Here is a 15,491-nt window from a genome sequence, read left to right as displayed (position 1 = left end):
CGCTGCCGGGAATCTGAATCCAGTGGCCATTCATCGACGTATACCAATGAGTACAAATAAAAACTCATGTGGACAAAAAATGATGGAATGGTTAAATTGCCCACACCACTGCGCTATGAGTCCTATGAAAACCTCTTCCAGACGCCTTTTTCCGGCCACGGGCCTTCTTGTCCTCGCGATGGCCGCCGGGCTTGCCCCTCGCGCGTGGGCGGCGGACGCGGAAAGCTGCCCGGCCACCTTGCAGCACACCTTTGCACGGCTGCAGGATGAAAAGCCGCAGTCGCTGTGCCAGTACAGCGGAAAGGTCGTGCTGGTGGTCAATACCGCCAGCTTCTGCGGCTTCACCGGCCAGTACAAGGGGCTCGAGGAGCTGTATGCCCGGTACAAGGACAAGGGCCTCGTCGTGCTGGGCTTTCCGTCCAACGACTTTTCGCAAGAGAGCGGCAGCAACCAGCAGATCGCGGACTTCTGCGAGAACACCTTCGGCGTGAAATTCCCGATGTTCGCCAAGAGCAGCGTGAAGGGCGCGGACGCCTCGCCGCTGTTTCGCCAGCTGGCACAGCTGTCGGGCACCGCGCCGCGCTGGAACTTCCACAAATACCTGCTGGGCCGCGACGGCAAGCTGGTCGACCAGTACTCCAGCCTCACCGCCCCTGACAGCAAGGGCCTGGTGCGCGCCATCGAACAGCAACTCGCTGTTGCCGCTCCACGGTGATTGCAATGTTTTCTTTACGTTTCTTTAAAAAAAACCGGCGCGGGGCCTGGAACTTCCGCGCGAGGGCCCCACTCTATTCCCTGCACGCTGCGATTGCGTGGCGTACAGTTTTAGTGTTGCGAAGCCTTTCGGGCCCCCGGGTTCCGACTGACCTCCTGGAGCGCTTCTCCTCCCTCCCTCTCTTATTCGTTTCGGGACGCTTCGCAACCTTTTTATTCCAGGCACCGGCCAGAGGGGGCCGGCCATGAAAATCGCCATCATCGGCTCCGGCATCTCCGGACTGGCGGCCGCGCACCGGCTGCGTGGCCAGGCGCACATCACCCTGTATGAGGCCGGCGACCACTTTGGCGGCCACACCCACACCGTGGATGTCACGCTGCGGGATGCCAGCGGCCGGCTGGTCACGCAGGGCGTGGACACCGGCTTTCTCGTCTTCAACGAACGCACCTATCCGCAGCTGATCCGCCTGCTGGCCGAACTGGGCGTGCAGACGTGCCGGTCCGACATGTCGTTCTCGGTGCAGGTGCCCGGGGCCCGGGGCGGCCGGCCGCTGGAGTGGAGCGGCACGAACCTGGGCACCGTCTTCGCGCAGCGCGCCAACCTGGTCAGTCCGCGCTTTCTGGGCATGCTGGCGGACCTGCTGCGGTTCAACCGCCTGTGCACCCGCATCGCCGAGGCCGGGGCCGATGCGGCGCTCATGCAGCCCCTGGGCGACTTCCTGCGCGAGCACCGCTTTGGCGATGCCTTCCGCGACTGGTACTTCCTGCCCATGCTGGGCTGCATCTGGAGCTGCCCGACCGACCAGATGCTGCAGTTTCCGGTGGCCACCCTGATCCGGTTCTGCCACAACCATGGCCTCCTCCAGGTGAGCGACCGTCCGCAGTGGTGGACGGTCGCGGGGGGCGCGCGCCACTATGTGGACAAGATCGTGGCCGGTATCGCGGACACGCGCCTGTCGACCCCCGTGCGCCGCATCGAGCGCGATGCGGCCGGCGTGCGGGTGGTGACCGACGGCGGCACCGGGCATTTCGACCAGGTCGTCGTGGCCACGCATTCCGACCAGGCGCTGGCGCTGCTCGCGCGGCCCACGCCGCAGGAACGCGCCGTGCTGGGCGCCATCCGCTACCAGGCCAACCGCGCGGTGCTGCATACCGACACCGCGGTGCTGCCCGCGCGCCGCGCCGCCTGGGCCGCGTGGAACTATGAGCGCGCCGCGCAGCCCGGCCGCGAATCGGCGCGCGTGTGCCTGCACTACCTCATCAACCAGCTGCAGCCCGTGCCCTTCGCGCAGCCCGTGGTCGTCTCGCTCAACCCCGTGCGCGAGATCGCGCCCGACCAGGTGATCGGCAGCTACGACTACGCCCACCCGGTGTTCGACCTGGCCGCCATTCGCGCGCAGCGGCAGGTGGCCGAGATCCAGGGCCATGGGCACACCTGGTTCTGCGGGGCGTGGACGGGCTACGGGTTCCACGAAGACGGACTGAAGTCCGGGCTCGCCGTGGCCGAACAGGTGCTGGCCCGCCAGCCCGCTCCCCTGGCGGAGGCCGCATGAACATCGGCATGGGCACCGCTCCCGAGGCCCCGCAGCCGCTGATCGGCTTTGGCCAGGTGCGCCATGCGCGGCTGCGGCCCCGGCGGCATGCGTTTGCCTACCCCACGTTCTTTCTCCTGCTGCCCCTGCGCAGCATGGGCGCCGCAGCGCCGGGCCCGCTGGCCGTGAACCGGCGCGGCGCCATCAGCTTTCACGACACGGACCATGGCGACGGCCGCAGCGCCGCGCAGGGCGGGGCGCTGGCCTGGCTGGACGAGCTGCTGCGCGCCGAAGACATTGCCGACGCCACCGGCGAAGTCTGGCTGCACTGCTACCCGCGCGTGCTGGGCTACACCTTCAAACCCGTGAGCTTCTGGTACTGCCACCGCGCCGACGCCAGCCTGCGCGCCATCGTGGTGGAAGTGAACAACACCTTTGGCGAGCGGCACTGCTACCTGCTGGACGCGCCCCGCTACGGCGTGGAACTGCGGGCGCGCAAGGTGTTCCATGTCTCGCCCTTCTGCGAGGTGGGCGGGGGCTACCGCTTTCGCTTCCTGCGCACGGCGGGCGGGCCCGCCGATGCGGGCCGCACCGTGGCGCGCATCGACTACGACGACGACGCCGGACCGCTGATCGAGACCAGCGTGAGCGGCACCCTGCACCCCATCACGGGGCAGACGCTGCGCCGGGCCCTGTGGGGCTACCCGGCCATGACGCTGGCCGTCATCGCGCGCATCCACTGGCAGGCCTTGCGGCTGTGGCTCAAGCGTGTGCGCTTTCACCGCAAGCCCGAGGCCCCTGCCTCCATCGTGACCCGTTGACCCCACAGCCCGACGAGACCGCCATGAACACGACCACGACCACCGGCGCCGCCCTGCACGCCACCCTGCCCGCCGGCACGCCGGCCGCCGCGCGCACGGCCCTTCGGCTCCTGCAGGGGCTGCAGCATGGCAACCTCACGGTGCAACTGCCGGACGGCACGCTGCAGCACTTCGGCCAGGGGGGCGGCCTCTCGGCGGCCATCACGCTCAGGAACTGGAACGTGTGCAGCGCGGCGCTCAGGTCGGGGGACATCGGCTTCGCCGAGAGCTACATCGCGGGGGACTGGACCACGCCGCACCTCACCGACCTGATCAAGCTCTTCATCGCCAACCGCCAGCAGGTGGAAGGCGTGATCTATGGAAGCTGGGCCGGACGCCTGCTGTACCGCATCAAGCACCTGCTCAACCGCAACACGCGCGCCAACAGCCAGAAGAACATCCACGCGCACTACGACCTGGGCAATGCGTTCTACGCGCTGTGGCTGGACGACACGATGAATTACTCGTCCGCCTGGTTCGAAGGCGATGCGGGCGGCGACATGCGCAAGGCCCAGCATGCCAAGGTGCGCCGCGCCCTGAGCCAGGCGGGGGTGCGGCCGGGGCACCGCGTGCTCGAGATCGGCTGCGGCTGGGGGGCGCTCGCCGAGATGGCGGCCACCGAGTTCGGCGCATCGCTGACCGGTGTGACCCTGTCCACCGAGCAACTGGCCTTCGCGCAAGGGCGCATGGCGGGGCAGGGGGTGGAGCACCAGGCCGATTTGCGGCTGCAGGACTACCGCGACATCCACGATGGCCCCTACGACGCCATCTGCTCCATCGAGATGGTCGAGGCCGTGGGCCGCGAGTACTGGCCCACCTACTTCCAGTCGGTGAACCGCCTGCTCAAGCCCGGTGGCAAGGCCTGCATCCAGAGCATCGTCATCGACGACAGCCTGTTCGAGCGCTACATCAGCTCCACGGACTTCATCCAGCAGTACATCTTCCCGGGCGGCTGCCTGCCGTGCCCGCGCGAGTTCCGCCGCGAGGCCGAGGCCGCGGGCCTGCGCGTGGTGGACGAGTTCGCCTTTGGCCAGGACTATGCCGAAACGCTCAGGCGCTGGCGTGACCGCTTCGTGGCCCAGCGCACGCAGATCCTGCAGCTGGGGTTCGACCAGCGCTTCCTGCACATCTGGGAGTTCTACCTGGCGTATTGCGAGGCGGCGTTTGCGATGAGCAACATCGACCTGGTGCAGTACACGCTGGCCAAGGATTGAGATTGCTATGAAAAATATAGCTGCCACCGCGTGTCTTATCTGCGCTGCAGCCGTTTTTCATTCCAGCATGGCTGTGGCGCAAGGGGCAGGGGCGGCCCAGGCCACGGCGGCGCCGCTGTCCGGCGTGCGCCTGGCGGGCCAGGGCGTTCTCCGGTTCCTGGGTTTCGAGGTCTACCGCGCACGCCTGTGGGTGCAGCCGGGCTTTGACGCCGAGAACTACGGCGCCCAGCCGCTGGCGCTGGAGCTGACCTACCACCGCGACTTCACGGCGGAGGCCATCGCCAGGCGCTCCATCGAGGAAATGCGCCGCGTGGGCAGCTTCACGCCCCAGCAGGCCGCGCGCTGGCAGCAGGCGCTGCAGGCGGCGTTGCCGGACGTGAAGGTGGGCGACCGCCTTCTGGGCATTCACCAGCCGGGCGTGGGGGCGGTGTTCAGGATGGCCGGGCGCGTGGTGGGCGAGGTGCCCGATGCCGAGTTCTCGCGCCTGTTCTTCGGCATCTGGCTCTCGCCCCAGACCTCCGAACCCAGGCTGCGCCAGGAACTGCTGGGCGCGACCCGCGCCATGGGGCAGCCATGACCCGCACCACCCAGCCCCTGCGCGCCCGTCACGGCCTGGCCTATGGGCTGCTGGGCCTGCCCCTGGCGTTTGTGGCGCTGCCGCTGTACGTGCTGCTGCCCAACCACTATGCCCGCGAGTTCGGCATGCCGCTGGCCACGCTGGGCTCGGTGCTGCTGGCGGCGCGGTTGTTCGATGCGGTGTCGGACCCGCTGCTGGGCCGCCTCTGCGACCACCTGTTCGGCCGCTCGGTGCGTGCCGTGCTGGCGGCGGGCGCGGTGTCGGCCATGGTGCTCGCACTGGGGCTGACCGGCCTGTTCTTTCCGCTGGTGCGCGGGGCCGATGGGCTGACCGCCTGGGCCCTGGTGGCGCTGCTCATCACCTACACGGCCTACAGCCAGCTGGGCATTGCGCACCAGGCGTGGGGCGCGCGCCTGGGCGGCGACGAACTGCAGCGCGGCCGCATCGTGGCATGGCGCGAAGGCGCCGCGCTGGCGGGCGTGGTGCTGGCCTCGGTGCTGCCCGCGCTGCTGGGGCTGCCGGTCATGCTCGGCGTGTTTGCCATGGCCTTGCTGCTGGGCTGGTGGGCCTGGACGCGCGCGCCGCGCCCCCCGGCGCATGCGGGTGGCGCCGTGGCGGGCGGGTATCGCCCGTCGCGGCGCGCCAGCCTGTGGCGGCCGTGGGGGCGCCCCGCGTTCCGCCGCCTGCTGGCGGTGTTCATGCTCAACGGCATTGCCAGCGCCATCCCGGCCACGCTGGTGCTGTTCTTCATCCAGGACCGCCTGCAGGCTCCACCCGCCCAGGAGCCCCTGTTCCTCGCGGCCTACTTCGTCTGCGCCGCGCTGTCGATCCCGTTGTGGCTGCGCGCCGTGGCGCGCTGGGGCCTGGCGCGCACCTGGCTGGCGGGCATGCTGCTGGCGGTCGCAGTGTTTGTGTGGGCCGCGTTCGTGGGGGTGGGCGATGTGCTGCCCTTCCTCGCGGTCTGCGCGCTGTCGGGCGTGGCGCTGGGCACCGACCTGGCGCTGCCCGGCGCCCTGCTGGCCGGCGTGATCGCGGCCGAGGGCGACAGCGGCCAGCACGAAGGCGCGTACTTCGGCTGGTGGAACTTCGCCACCAAGCTCAACCTGGCGCTGGCCGCGGGCCTGGCGCTGCCCCTGCTGGGCTGGCTGGGCTACACCCCCGGCACGCGCGGCGACGGCGGCTTGCAGACCCTGGGCATCGCCTATGCGGTGCTGCCCTGCGTGCTCAAGCTGATGGCGGCGGCGGCGCTCTACGCCCTGCTCCTGCGGCGTCCCCGCAGCGCAGCGATTGTTTGAATGAACCTGTCCGAACCGACCCCAGGGCCCACCCCATGATGCAACGACGCCTCCTCCTTTCCGCCATGGCGGCTGCGCCCGTGGCCCTGTCCGGCTGCGCCAGCCCGGGCATCGAAGGCTATGCCAGCGAGAAGCCCGTGCTGGACCTGGCCCGGTATTTCAACGGCAAGATCGACGCCTGGGGCATCTTCCAGGACCGCAGCGGCCAGATCGTCAAACGCTTCACCGTGGTCATGGATTGCCAGTGGCAGGGCAACGAGGGCGTGCTCGACGAGGCCTTCACCTATTCGGACGGCACCACCCAGCGCCGCATCTGGCGCCTGACCCAGCACGCCGACGGCCGTACCACCGGCACCGCCGACGACGTGGTGGGCACGGCCCACGGGCAGGCGCGGGGCAACGTCTTCCGCTGGAACTACACGCTGGCCCTGCCGGTGGATGGCACGGTCTACCACGTCGACCTGGACGACTGGATGGTTCTCATCGACGACCGCGTGATGCTCAACCGCGCCACCATGAGCAAGTTTGGCGTGCGCCTGGGCGAGATCACGCTGTCGTTCACCAGGCGCGCGCCATGAGCCTGAACCCACCGCTGCGCGACTGGCAGGGCCGCAGGGCCTGGGTGATCGGCGCGTCCAGCGGCATCGGGCGCGCCACGGCGTCGGCCCTGCATGCGCGCGGTGCGCAGGTCACGGTGTCGGCCCGCAGCGGCGATGCGCTCGATGCCTTTGCCGCCCAGCACCCCGGCAGCCTGGCCCTGCCCCTGGACATAGCGCAGCCCGAGCAGGTGCAGGCCGCCGCCGCACGGGTGCTGTCCGGGGGCGCGCCCGACCTGGTGTGCTACTGCGCCGGCACCTACCGCGACATGCGCGCCACCGACCTGGATCTGGCCGACATGCTGCGCCACGGGCAGATCAACTACAGCGGTGTGCTGCACGTGCTGGCGGCCGTGCTGCCCGCCATGCTGGCCGCGGCGCACGCGGGGCGCCCCGGGCATGTGAGCGTGGTCAGCAGCGTGGCGGGGTTCCGGGGGCTGCCCAGGAGCCTGGCCTACGGGCCGACCAAGGCTGCGCTCATCAACCTGGCCGAGTCGCTGTACCTGGATCTGCACGGCTTGGGGCTTGGCGTGAGCGTGATCAACCCCGGCTTCGTGGCCACGCCGCTCACGGCGGGCAACGACTTCACGATGCCCGCGCTGATCTCGCCCGAGGCGGCGGCGGCGGCCATCTTGCAGGGCTGGGAGCGGGGGCATTTCGACATCCACTTCCCCAAGCGCTTCACGCGGGTGATGAAACTGCTGCGCGTGTTGCCGTATCGGTGGTACTTTCCTGCGGTCCGCAAGTTCACGGGACTCTGAGCGCCATGCTGCAGCCACCTCGCACCACAACCTCCACCGAAGAAGCCGTCACCCGCGTGGTGGCCTTCTTCGAGACCCTGGCCCCGGCCGACGTGGCGGCACTGGGCCGCCTGTACGCGGCCGATGCGCGCTTCAAGGACCCGTTCAACGAAGTGCGGGGCCTGCCCGCCATCCAGGCCATCTTCGACCACATGTTCGAGGCGCTGGAGCAGCCGCGTTTCGTGGTCACCGGCCGCGTGGTGCAGGGCCCGCAGTGTTTCCTGACCTGGGAGTTCCTGTTCGCCTTCAAGGGCTTTGACAAGGGCGTGACGCAGACCGTGCGCGGCGCCTCGCACCTGGTGTTCGATGGCCAGGACCTGGTGGCGCTACACCGCGACTACTGGGACGCCGCCGAAGAACTGTACGAAAAGCTGCCGGTGGTGGGCGCGCTGATGCGCTGGCTCAAGAAACGCGCCAACAGTTGATTGTTGGCCGTTGACGCATTGATCACGCCAGCGTTTTGATGCGCGGGTGCCCCGGCAGCGGCACCGCGCGCTGCAGCACGCCCTCGGCCAGCCACAGCGCACTGTTCCATGCGCGTTGTGCCACATAAGGCAGCGGCAGCTGCTGGTAGTCGTCGTTGAAGACCTCGAAGCTGTAGTCGCCCTGGTAGCCCATGCCATCGAGCGTGCGCACCAGTTCGGCCAGCGCCTGGCTGTGCACGCCCTCGCCCGGGAACACGCGGAAGTGCCGTGCCGTGTCGATGCGCTCCTGCACCGTGCGGGTCTCCTGCCACATGAAGTCCGAGAGCTGCACCAGATAGATCTTGGCGGGGTCCACGTCGGCCAGCGCCGTGAGCGGCGTGCTGGTGGCGAACTGGTGGTACGAGTCGATGGCCAGGCCGAGGTTGGGGCAATCCGCCTGCTCGACCGCCGCCCACGCCTGATGCACCTCGTTGATGTGCCGTCCCCAGGAGAGGCCTTCGAAGGCCACGCGGATGCCGTGCGGCAGCGCCAGCAGGGCGAGCTTGCGCAGGTCGCGGGCAATCGCGTCGGCATCGGCGGTGGCATGGGACGAGGTGGAGCTGCAGGCCAGCAGCACCGGCGCGCCCAGGTCGCGCGCCATCAGGATCATCTGCTTGGCGATGTCCACCTTGTAGCTGTGCAGGTGGCCCGACAGGCCCTCGAAGTCGCGCAGCACCTGGAAGCCCGTCACGCGCAGGCCGCTGCTGCGCACGGCGTGCACGGCCGCCTCGATGCCCTGCGGATGGCCCACGATGTCGCGGGCCGCCAGCATGATCTGGCCGAAACCCGCCGCCTTGACGGCGGCCAGCTTCGCCCCCAGCGGGCCGGCCAGGCTGATGGTGTCCATGCCGAAGTCGGCGACGTTGCGTTGCATGGTCGAAGTGCGCATCGAGGTCTCCGGGCGGTGGTCAGCGGGCGTCGAGAACCAGCTCGAAGCTGGGCGAGCCGGCATCGGCCCGCGTGAGCGCGCCGCGCGTGCCCGTGTGCACCCCCGTGGGGGATTCCACGAAGTCCACGCCCCGGGCGCGCAGCGCGTTCACCGTGGCCAGCACGTCCGGCGTGCCGAACGCCACGCGCTGCAGCAGTTCCTCGGGGTCGGCATCAAGCGCATCCACGAGCGGCTCGATCAGTTGCCAGTGCAACGTGCCGCAGGGGCTGGCCAGGATGCGGCCATGCGTGAGCACGCCGAACGACTGGTCGGGCGCCAGCTCGGCGAAGCCGAACAGTTCGCCGTAGAAATGGATCCAGTCAGGCGCCCTGCCCAGGCCGATGTACTGCACCACGCCGAACAGATGCAGGCCCTGCAGCGCGGGCGGGCGCGGATTCACGGTGGGGATGGGGATGAAATCCACCTCGTAGATCGAGAATTCCTTCCAGCGGTCCACGAAGTAAATGCGGCTCGCGCCCACGCCGTGGATGGCGGGAATGTTCAGCTCCATCACCTGGACCTCGGTGTGCACGGCCCAGGCGCCCAGCTCCAGCACGCGGCGGTAGGCGGCGGCTGCATTGCCCACACGGAAGGCGATGGCGGCGAGCACGGGGGTTTCCGCCAGGGCCGACGGCGCGTGCGGCCCGGTGCGCTCTTCGTCCTGGTGCGCGTTCACGATGATGTTCATGTCGCCCTGCCGGTACAGCAGGACCTCGCGCGAGCGGTGGCGCGCCACCGGCTGGAAGCCCATGCGCTCCAGCGCCTGCCCCAGCGCCTGCGGGCGGCTGGTGGCGTATTCGATGAACTCCACCCCCTGCAGTCCCAGGGGGTTGGGCAGGTCTCCGAGCGCCTCGCGGGCGGCCATCATCGGGGTGCTCATGCGTTGGACTCCTTGCGTGTGGTTGCGGTGGTGTCAGCGCGGGCTGACGAGCCGGCGAAAGTGGGCGTCCATCCGGTCCGCGTCGGGCGCCACGCCGGTGAACAGTTCAAAGGCACCCACCGCCTGGCCCACGGCCATGCCGCCCCCGTCCGAGACGCGGCAGCCCAGTGCGCGCGCGGCCTGGACCAGGGCGGTGTCGAGCGGGAAGTACACGACCTCGGACACCCACAGCGCGGGGCGCAGCAGGCCCGTATCGAGGGGCAGGCCGGGCAGCTTGTCCATGCCCGTGGGCGTGGCGTGGATCAGCCCGGTGGCCCGCGCCATGGCCGCGTGGATCTCGCCGGCCTCGGCCCGGGGGCCATAGAGCGCATTCACGTCGGCGGCCAGTTGCGCGGCCCGTTCGGGCTGCGCATCGACGATGGTCAGGTGCCGTGCACCCAGGCGCAGCACGGCATGCGCGATGGCGGCGCCCGCACCGCCCGCGCCCAGCAGCACGACGCGGCCGAGGTCGGCGCCCGGCAGCGCACGGGTGAAGCCCCGGGCCCAGCCTGACCCGTCCGTGTTGTGCCCCACGAGCTTGCCATCGTGGACCACGACCGTGTTCACGGCCCCCATGGCTTGCGCTTCTTCCGACAGGCTGTCGAGGTAGGGGATCACGGCCTGCTTGCACGGGTAGGTCACGTTGCAGCCGGCATAGCCCATGATGCGTGCCGCCGACAGCAGCGTGGGCAGCTGTGCGGGAGAAGACGCCGAGCGGTCCAGGTCGATCAGCTGGTAGTGCAGGCGCATGCCGTGGTGCCGCGCCTCCTCTTCGTGCAGGGCGGGAGACAGCGACTTCTGGATGCCGGCACCGATCAGCCCGATCAGCACCTTGCGGGGGCTTGTGGAAGACATGGCGGATGCGGTGGATGACACCGGGGGATCAAGGAGCTGGGTGCTCATGGGCGGGTTGCGTGGAGGACGCGCTGGCGTGTGGGCGTTGGTGCCCGCACCGCAGCGCGGGGGTGGCTGCTGCGTTGCGATGGCCTACTTGCCGCCGCGCAGCTTGGCCAGCGTGGCATAGACCTCTTGCACGGTCTCGGCGCCCACCTTGTCGCTGTGCTTTTCCACCACGGGCTTGACCTTGGCGCGCAGCTTGTCGACTTCCGCCGGCGAGAACTCGGTGACCTGCATGCCGGCCTTCTTGAGCTCTTCGAGCGCCACGTCGGCCTGCGAGCGCGAGACGCTGCGCTGGAACGCGGTGGCCTCGGCCATGGCTTCGGTCACGGCCTTCTGGTCGGCGGGATTCAGGCTGTCCCAGAACTTCTTGCTCACGATGACCGCCTGCGGGTTGTACATGTGGCGCGTGATGGTCAGGTGCTTTTGCACCTCGGCGAACTTGGACGACAGGATGGTGGAGAACGGGTTCTCCTGGCCGTCCACGGCCTTTTGCTCCATGGCCGTGTACAGCTCGGGGAACGGCATGGGCACGGCGTTGGCGCCCAGCGCGTTGAACATGTCGATGTAGATGGGCGACTGGATCACGCGGATCTTGAGGCCCGCGATGTCCTCGGCCTTGGTGATGGGGCGCTTGCTGTTGGTCAGGTTGCGAAAGCCCAGTTCCCAGTAGCCCAGGCCCACCAGGTTCTTGGCCGCGAGCTTGTCGAGCAGCTTCTTGCCGAAGGGGCCGTCGGTCACGGCATCGGCCTCCTGGGGCGAGGCGAACAGGAACGGGAAGTCGTAGATGCCGAATTCCTTGGCCTGCGCGGACAGGATGCCGGCGTTGAGCACCGTCATCTCCACGGTGCCGCCTTGCAGCGCCGAGACGGTCTGCAGGTCGCCGCCCAGCGTGCCGCCGGGAAAAAGCTTGACCGCGATGCGGCCGCTGGTCTTGGCCGCGACGAGGTCGGCGAATTTCTGCGCGCCCTGGGCCTGCGGGTGCTCCTTCTGGTTCTGGAACGCGAACTTGATGGTGCGTTCCTGAGCATGCGCACCGGGCAGCAGCGAAGCCGCGACGAGGGCGGTGGTGAGCAGGGTCTTCAAGAGTTTCATGGATGTCTCCTTGGGTTTTGGGCGGGGCAGAAACAGGAAGGAACGAAAGGCGGGAGGGGCACGGGAATCAGCCGCCGAGCCAGCGCAGGGGCACGGTGACGAGCGAGGGGAACGCGACCAGCAGGAACATCACCACGAACTGCGCCAGCATGAAGGGCATCACGCCGCGCGTGACCTGGCCCATGGAGATGCGCCCGACGCCCGCCACCACGTTGAGCACGGTGCCCACGGGCGGCGTGATGAGGCCGATGGAGTTGTTGATGATGAACAGCACGCCGAAGTAGACGGGGTCGATGCCTGCGGCCTTGACCACCGGCATGAGCACGGGCGTCATGATGAGGATGGTGGGCGTCATGTCCATGGCCGTGCCGACCACCATGACCAGCACCATGATCGCCACCAGCAGCAGGGTGGGGTTGCCCATGAAGGGTTCGAGCATGCCGATGACCTTGGACGGCAGGTCGGCCACGGTGATGAGCCAGGCCGACACCATGGCGGCGGCCACCAGGAACATGATCACGGCGCTGGTTCGCGCGGCCGCCTGGAAGATGCCCACCAGCTGGCGCCACGAGAGCTCGCGGTACACCGCCATGGAGACGACGAGCGCATACATCGCGGCCACCACGGCGGCCTCGGTGGGCGTGAAGACACCCATGCGCAGGCCCACCAGGATGATGATGGGCAGGCCCAGCGCCCAGGCGGCCTCGCGCAGCGCCACCTTCAGTTCGGCGCGGGTGGCGCGCGGTGGAGGCATGACGTTTTCACGGCGGCCGAGCCACCACCACGTGACCGCCAGCGAGACGGCCAGCAGCAGACCGGGGAAGATGCCCGCGAGGAACAGCTTGCTGATGGACACATTGGCCGCCACGCCAAAGATCACGAAGCCGATGGACGGCGGAATGATGGGGCCGATGACGCCCGCCGAGGCGATGAGTCCGGCCGAGCGCTCCTTGCTGTGGCCCGCGACCACCATCATGGGCAGCAGCAGCGAGGTCAGCGCGGCCGCGTCCGCCACTGCAGAACCCGACACCGCCGACAGGATCACCGCCGCCATGATGACCACATAGCCCAGCCCGCCAGGGATGTGGCCGACCAGGGCCAGCGCCAGCTTGACGATGCGCCTGGACAGGCCGCCCACGTTCATGATCTCGCCCGCGAGCATGAAGAAGGGCACGGCCAGCAGCGGAAAGCTGTCCGCGCCGTTGATGACGTTCTGCGCCAGGATCTGCGCGTCGAACAGATCGAGGTGCCACATCAGCGCCACGCCGCTGAGCAGCAGCGCGTAGGCGATGGGAATGCCGATGGCCATGGCCAGCAGCAGGGAGCCGAGGAAGATCGCGACGGTCATGGGAGGTGTTCCGGGCTGGTTGTCTGTCGTCAGGGCCTGTTCGCGCCCGGGGTGTCGGCGGCCGCTTGCGCGTCCCGCTGGATCTGCTCCAGCGCGGCGGCCTCCTCGCTCTCCTGCACCATGATCAGCTCATGGTCGGCCAGGGGGACGAACAGGGTGCGCAGCAGGTCGCGCAGCAGGATGGCGATGGCCGAGGCGCCCATGAGCACGCCGCTGGCGTAGAAGATGCCCACGGAGGCGCCGGTCACGGGGGCTTCGGTTTCCCAGTTGATGACCGTCTGCGACCAGCTGCCCGTGAGCAGCAGCCACGACACATAGAGCATGGCCACCTGCGCCACCAGGAGGCAGATCTTCTTGCCCAGCGTGGGCAGGCGCGAGACCAGGGCGTCCACGCCCAGGTGGCCATGTTCGCGCAGCGCCACCACGGCACCCATGAAGGTCAGCCACACGAACAGCCAGCGCGACAGCTCTTCGGAGATGGTGATGCCGGAGTTGAGGGTGTAGCGCAGCACCACATTGCCAAAAACGAGCACCACCATGATGGCCAGGCACAGGCCCGCCAATGCATCCAGCACGCGGGCGTATCCCCGCAGCACGCGGTCGGCCAGTGCGAACATGGTGTCTCCAGTCGTTGTGGTTGAAAGGCTGGAAGAATTTTGTACGAACTGGTTAGTATTTGATCTAGGTGCAAACCCTGAACGCCGTTTTGCCGTATTGGCCGCAGCCGCGTGGGGACGCAATGCCGCCTGGGCGCGGTGCTGCATCGCGCTGCGGCCTGTTCAGGGAGAGGGCGTGGTGGCGCGCGCCGGCGCCGGTGGTTCAGGGGCGCAGGAAGCGCACGATCATCTCGATGATCGATTCCCGGCGTTGCGCCGTGGCGGCCGGGGTGTCGAGCGAGCGTTTGAAGATCGCGCCGAACGTATGGCGGTTGGCCACATTGAAGAAGCACAGCGCCGAGATCGACATGTGCAGGTCCACCGGGTCCACGTCGGGGCGGAAGACGCCGGCAGCCACGCCGCGCTGGTACACGTTGTGCACCGCGTGGATGACGGGAATGTTGAGTTCCTGGATGGTGGTGGAGCGGCTGATGAACTCGCCCCGGTGCATGTTTTCATTCATCACCAGGCGAATGAAATCGGGGTTGGCGAGCTGGTAGTCCACCGTGAACCCGACCAGCGTGCGCAGCGCCTGCTCGGGCGCCAGGCCTTCCAGGTGCAGTTCCGATTCGATGCGGCGGATGCGCCGGTAGGCATCCTCCAGCACAGCGACATACAAGCCTTCCTTGCTACCGAAGTAGTAGTAGATCATGCGCTTGCTGGTGCTGGTCAGCGCCGCGATCTCATCGATGCGCGCCCCCGCCAGGCCCTTGTCGGCAAACTCCGCCGTGGCCACCTGCAGGATGTTGGCCATGGTGCGGTCGGGGTCGTTGACGCGCACCCGGTCCGCGCCCGGCGTGGCGGCGGCGTCGCGCGCCGCGCGTTGCCGGCTGGCGCGCGCGCCAAGGGCCTTGGGGATGTTTTGAACCATTTCGTTCATAAGCTGCGTAGCATACGGCATGCCCGCCACGCCGTGCCGCAAGCCCGTGCGCGGCGTCCGGCCGTGCCGCCCCGCGCCGCTGGCGGGCGGCTCAGCTGGGCCTGGTGTCCGCGAAGCTCGGGCGCAGCATCAGCTTGTCCAGCAGCTTGCCCAGGTTGGGGTATTCATTGCGCCAGGCGATCTCCGGAAAGCGGAATTCCAGCCAGCCCAGCGCACAGCCCACGGCGATGTCGGACAGGCTCAGGTGGATGCCGCTGCAAAACGGCTTGTCGCCCAGGCCCTGGCTCATGGACTTGAGGCTGTCGTGCACCTTGCGCAGCTGGCGGTCGATCCAGGCCTGGCTGCGTTCGCTGTCCTTGCGGTGGGCCCAGGTGGCTTCCAGCCGCGCGAGGATGGCGGCGTCCACCACGCCATCGGCCAGGGCTTCCCAGGTCTTGACCTCGGCGCGTTCGCGGCCCTGGGTGGGGATGAGCTTGCCCACCGGGGACAGGGTGTCCAGGTATTCCACGATCACGCGCGAATCAAACACGGCTTCGCCGCCCTCCATCACCAGGCAGGGCACCTTGCCCAGCGGGTTGGAGGTGGAGATATGGGTGTCGTCCGCCCAGACGTTTTCCTGTACGAACTGGTAGTCGAGCTTTTTTTCAGCCATCACGATCCGCACCTTGCGGACGTAGGGACTGGCAGAGGCTCCGATCAATTTCATGGTTTGTCTT

17 protein-coding genes are annotated in these 15,491 nt (G+C 68.5%); 9 read left to right on the top strand and 8 right to left on the bottom strand.

The window, feature by feature from the left end; translation table 11 throughout:
- The first annotated feature begins 124 nt into the window (after positions 1-124).
- The 9 genes from AC07OC_RS10360 (at position 125) to AC07OC_RS10320 (ending at position 8,013) form a co-directional block, all read left to right on the top strand.
- Positions 125-715, top strand: coding sequence for a glutathione peroxidase (locus AC07OC_RS10360; protein ID WP_370627761.1), 591 nt, complete (start codon positions 125-127; stop codon positions 713-715).
- Positions 716-959: 244 nt separating this feature from the next.
- Complete coding sequence (locus AC07OC_RS10355; RefSeq protein WP_218339434.1) at positions 960-2,267, top strand: NAD(P)/FAD-dependent oxidoreductase; 1,308 nt, start codon at positions 960-962, stop codon at positions 2,265-2,267.
- Positions 2,268-2,275: 8 nt separating this feature from the next.
- On the top strand, positions 2,276-3,067 hold the full coding sequence (locus AC07OC_RS10350) for a DUF1365 domain-containing protein (protein ID WP_492245272.1): 792 nt from the start codon (positions 2,276-2,278) through the stop codon (positions 3,065-3,067).
- A gap of 23 nt (positions 3,068-3,090) precedes the next feature.
- A complete protein-coding gene (locus tag AC07OC_RS10345; RefSeq protein ID WP_218339435.1) occupies positions 3,091-4,320 on the top strand; it encodes an SAM-dependent methyltransferase in 1,230 nt (409 codons plus the stop codon).
- Positions 4,321-4,387: 67 nt separating this feature from the next.
- On the top strand, positions 4,388-4,897 hold the full coding sequence (locus tag AC07OC_RS10340) for a chalcone isomerase family protein (RefSeq protein WP_492245175.1): 510 nt from the start codon (positions 4,388-4,390) through the stop codon (positions 4,895-4,897).
- Positions 4,894-6,192 carry an MFS transporter gene (locus tag AC07OC_RS10335; protein ID WP_492245176.1) on the top strand — a complete coding sequence of 433 codons (1,299 nt, stop codon included), beginning with the start codon at positions 4,894-4,896 and terminating at the stop codon, positions 6,190-6,192. Before AC07OC_RS10340 ends, AC07OC_RS10335 begins: the two co-directional genes overlap by 4 nt.
- 35 nt (positions 6,193-6,227) lie before the next feature.
- Entirely contained in the window at positions 6,228-6,770 is a 543-nt protein-coding gene (locus AC07OC_RS10330) for a DUF3833 domain-containing protein (protein ID WP_492245177.1), read from the top strand.
- Positions 6,767-7,549 carry an SDR family NAD(P)-dependent oxidoreductase gene (locus AC07OC_RS10325; RefSeq protein ID WP_218339438.1) on the top strand — a complete coding sequence of 261 codons (783 nt, stop codon included), beginning with the start codon at positions 6,767-6,769 and terminating at the stop codon, positions 7,547-7,549. Before AC07OC_RS10330 ends, AC07OC_RS10325 begins: the two co-directional genes overlap by 4 nt.
- A gap of 5 nt (positions 7,550-7,554) precedes the next feature.
- The gene (locus tag AC07OC_RS10320; protein ID WP_494601117.1) at positions 7,555-8,013 is read left to right on the top strand and encodes a nuclear transport factor 2 family protein; all 459 of its coding nucleotides are present in this window, start codon (positions 7,555-7,557) and stop codon (positions 8,011-8,013) included.
- A gap of 22 nt (positions 8,014-8,035) precedes the next feature.
- On the opposite strand, the gene AC07OC_RS10315 is transcribed toward AC07OC_RS10320, so the two are convergent.
- The 8 genes from AC07OC_RS10315 to AC07OC_RS10280 form a co-directional block, all read right to left on the bottom strand.
- Positions 8,036-8,941, bottom strand: coding sequence for a sugar phosphate isomerase/epimerase family protein (locus tag AC07OC_RS10315; RefSeq protein ID WP_494601115.1), 906 nt, complete (start codon positions 8,939-8,941; stop codon positions 8,036-8,038).
- Positions 8,942-8,960: 19 nt separating this feature from the next.
- Entirely contained in the window at positions 8,961-9,860 is a 900-nt protein-coding gene (locus tag AC07OC_RS10310; RefSeq protein WP_218297147.1) for a VOC family protein, read from the bottom strand.
- Positions 9,861-9,893: 33 nt separating this feature from the next.
- Positions 9,894-10,754 (bottom strand): shikimate dehydrogenase, encoded by an 861-nt coding sequence (locus AC07OC_RS10305; RefSeq protein WP_218297148.1) that lies wholly within the window; start codon positions 10,752-10,754, stop codon positions 9,894-9,896.
- Between the two features lie 132 nt (positions 10,755-10,886).
- Positions 10,887-11,891 (bottom strand): TRAP transporter substrate-binding protein, encoded by a 1,005-nt coding sequence (locus AC07OC_RS10300; protein WP_494601113.1) that lies wholly within the window; start codon positions 11,889-11,891, stop codon positions 10,887-10,889.
- A gap of 67 nt (positions 11,892-11,958) precedes the next feature.
- Complete coding sequence (locus AC07OC_RS10295; protein WP_218297150.1) at positions 11,959-13,239, bottom strand: TRAP transporter large permease; 1,281 nt, start codon at positions 13,237-13,239, stop codon at positions 11,959-11,961.
- 29 nt (positions 13,240-13,268) lie between these two features.
- Positions 13,269-13,856, bottom strand: coding sequence for a TRAP transporter small permease (locus AC07OC_RS10290; protein WP_492245179.1), 588 nt, complete (start codon positions 13,854-13,856; stop codon positions 13,269-13,271).
- A 202-nt stretch (positions 13,857-14,058) separates the two neighbouring features.
- Positions 14,059-14,775, bottom strand: coding sequence for a TetR/AcrR family transcriptional regulator (locus tag AC07OC_RS10285; RefSeq protein WP_494601110.1), 717 nt, complete (start codon positions 14,773-14,775; stop codon positions 14,059-14,061).
- A 91-nt stretch (positions 14,776-14,866) separates the two neighbouring features.
- Complete coding sequence (locus AC07OC_RS10280; protein WP_218339443.1) at positions 14,867-15,481, bottom strand: glutathione S-transferase N-terminal domain-containing protein; 615 nt, start codon at positions 15,479-15,481, stop codon at positions 14,867-14,869.
- Positions 15,482-15,491 lie beyond the last annotated feature (10 nt).

Source organism: Acidovorax sp. GW821-FHT10E04, from assembly GCF_059415185.1.
Note: the sequence above shows the minus strand (reverse complement) of the source record. Positions and strands in the feature narration are given on the sequence as shown.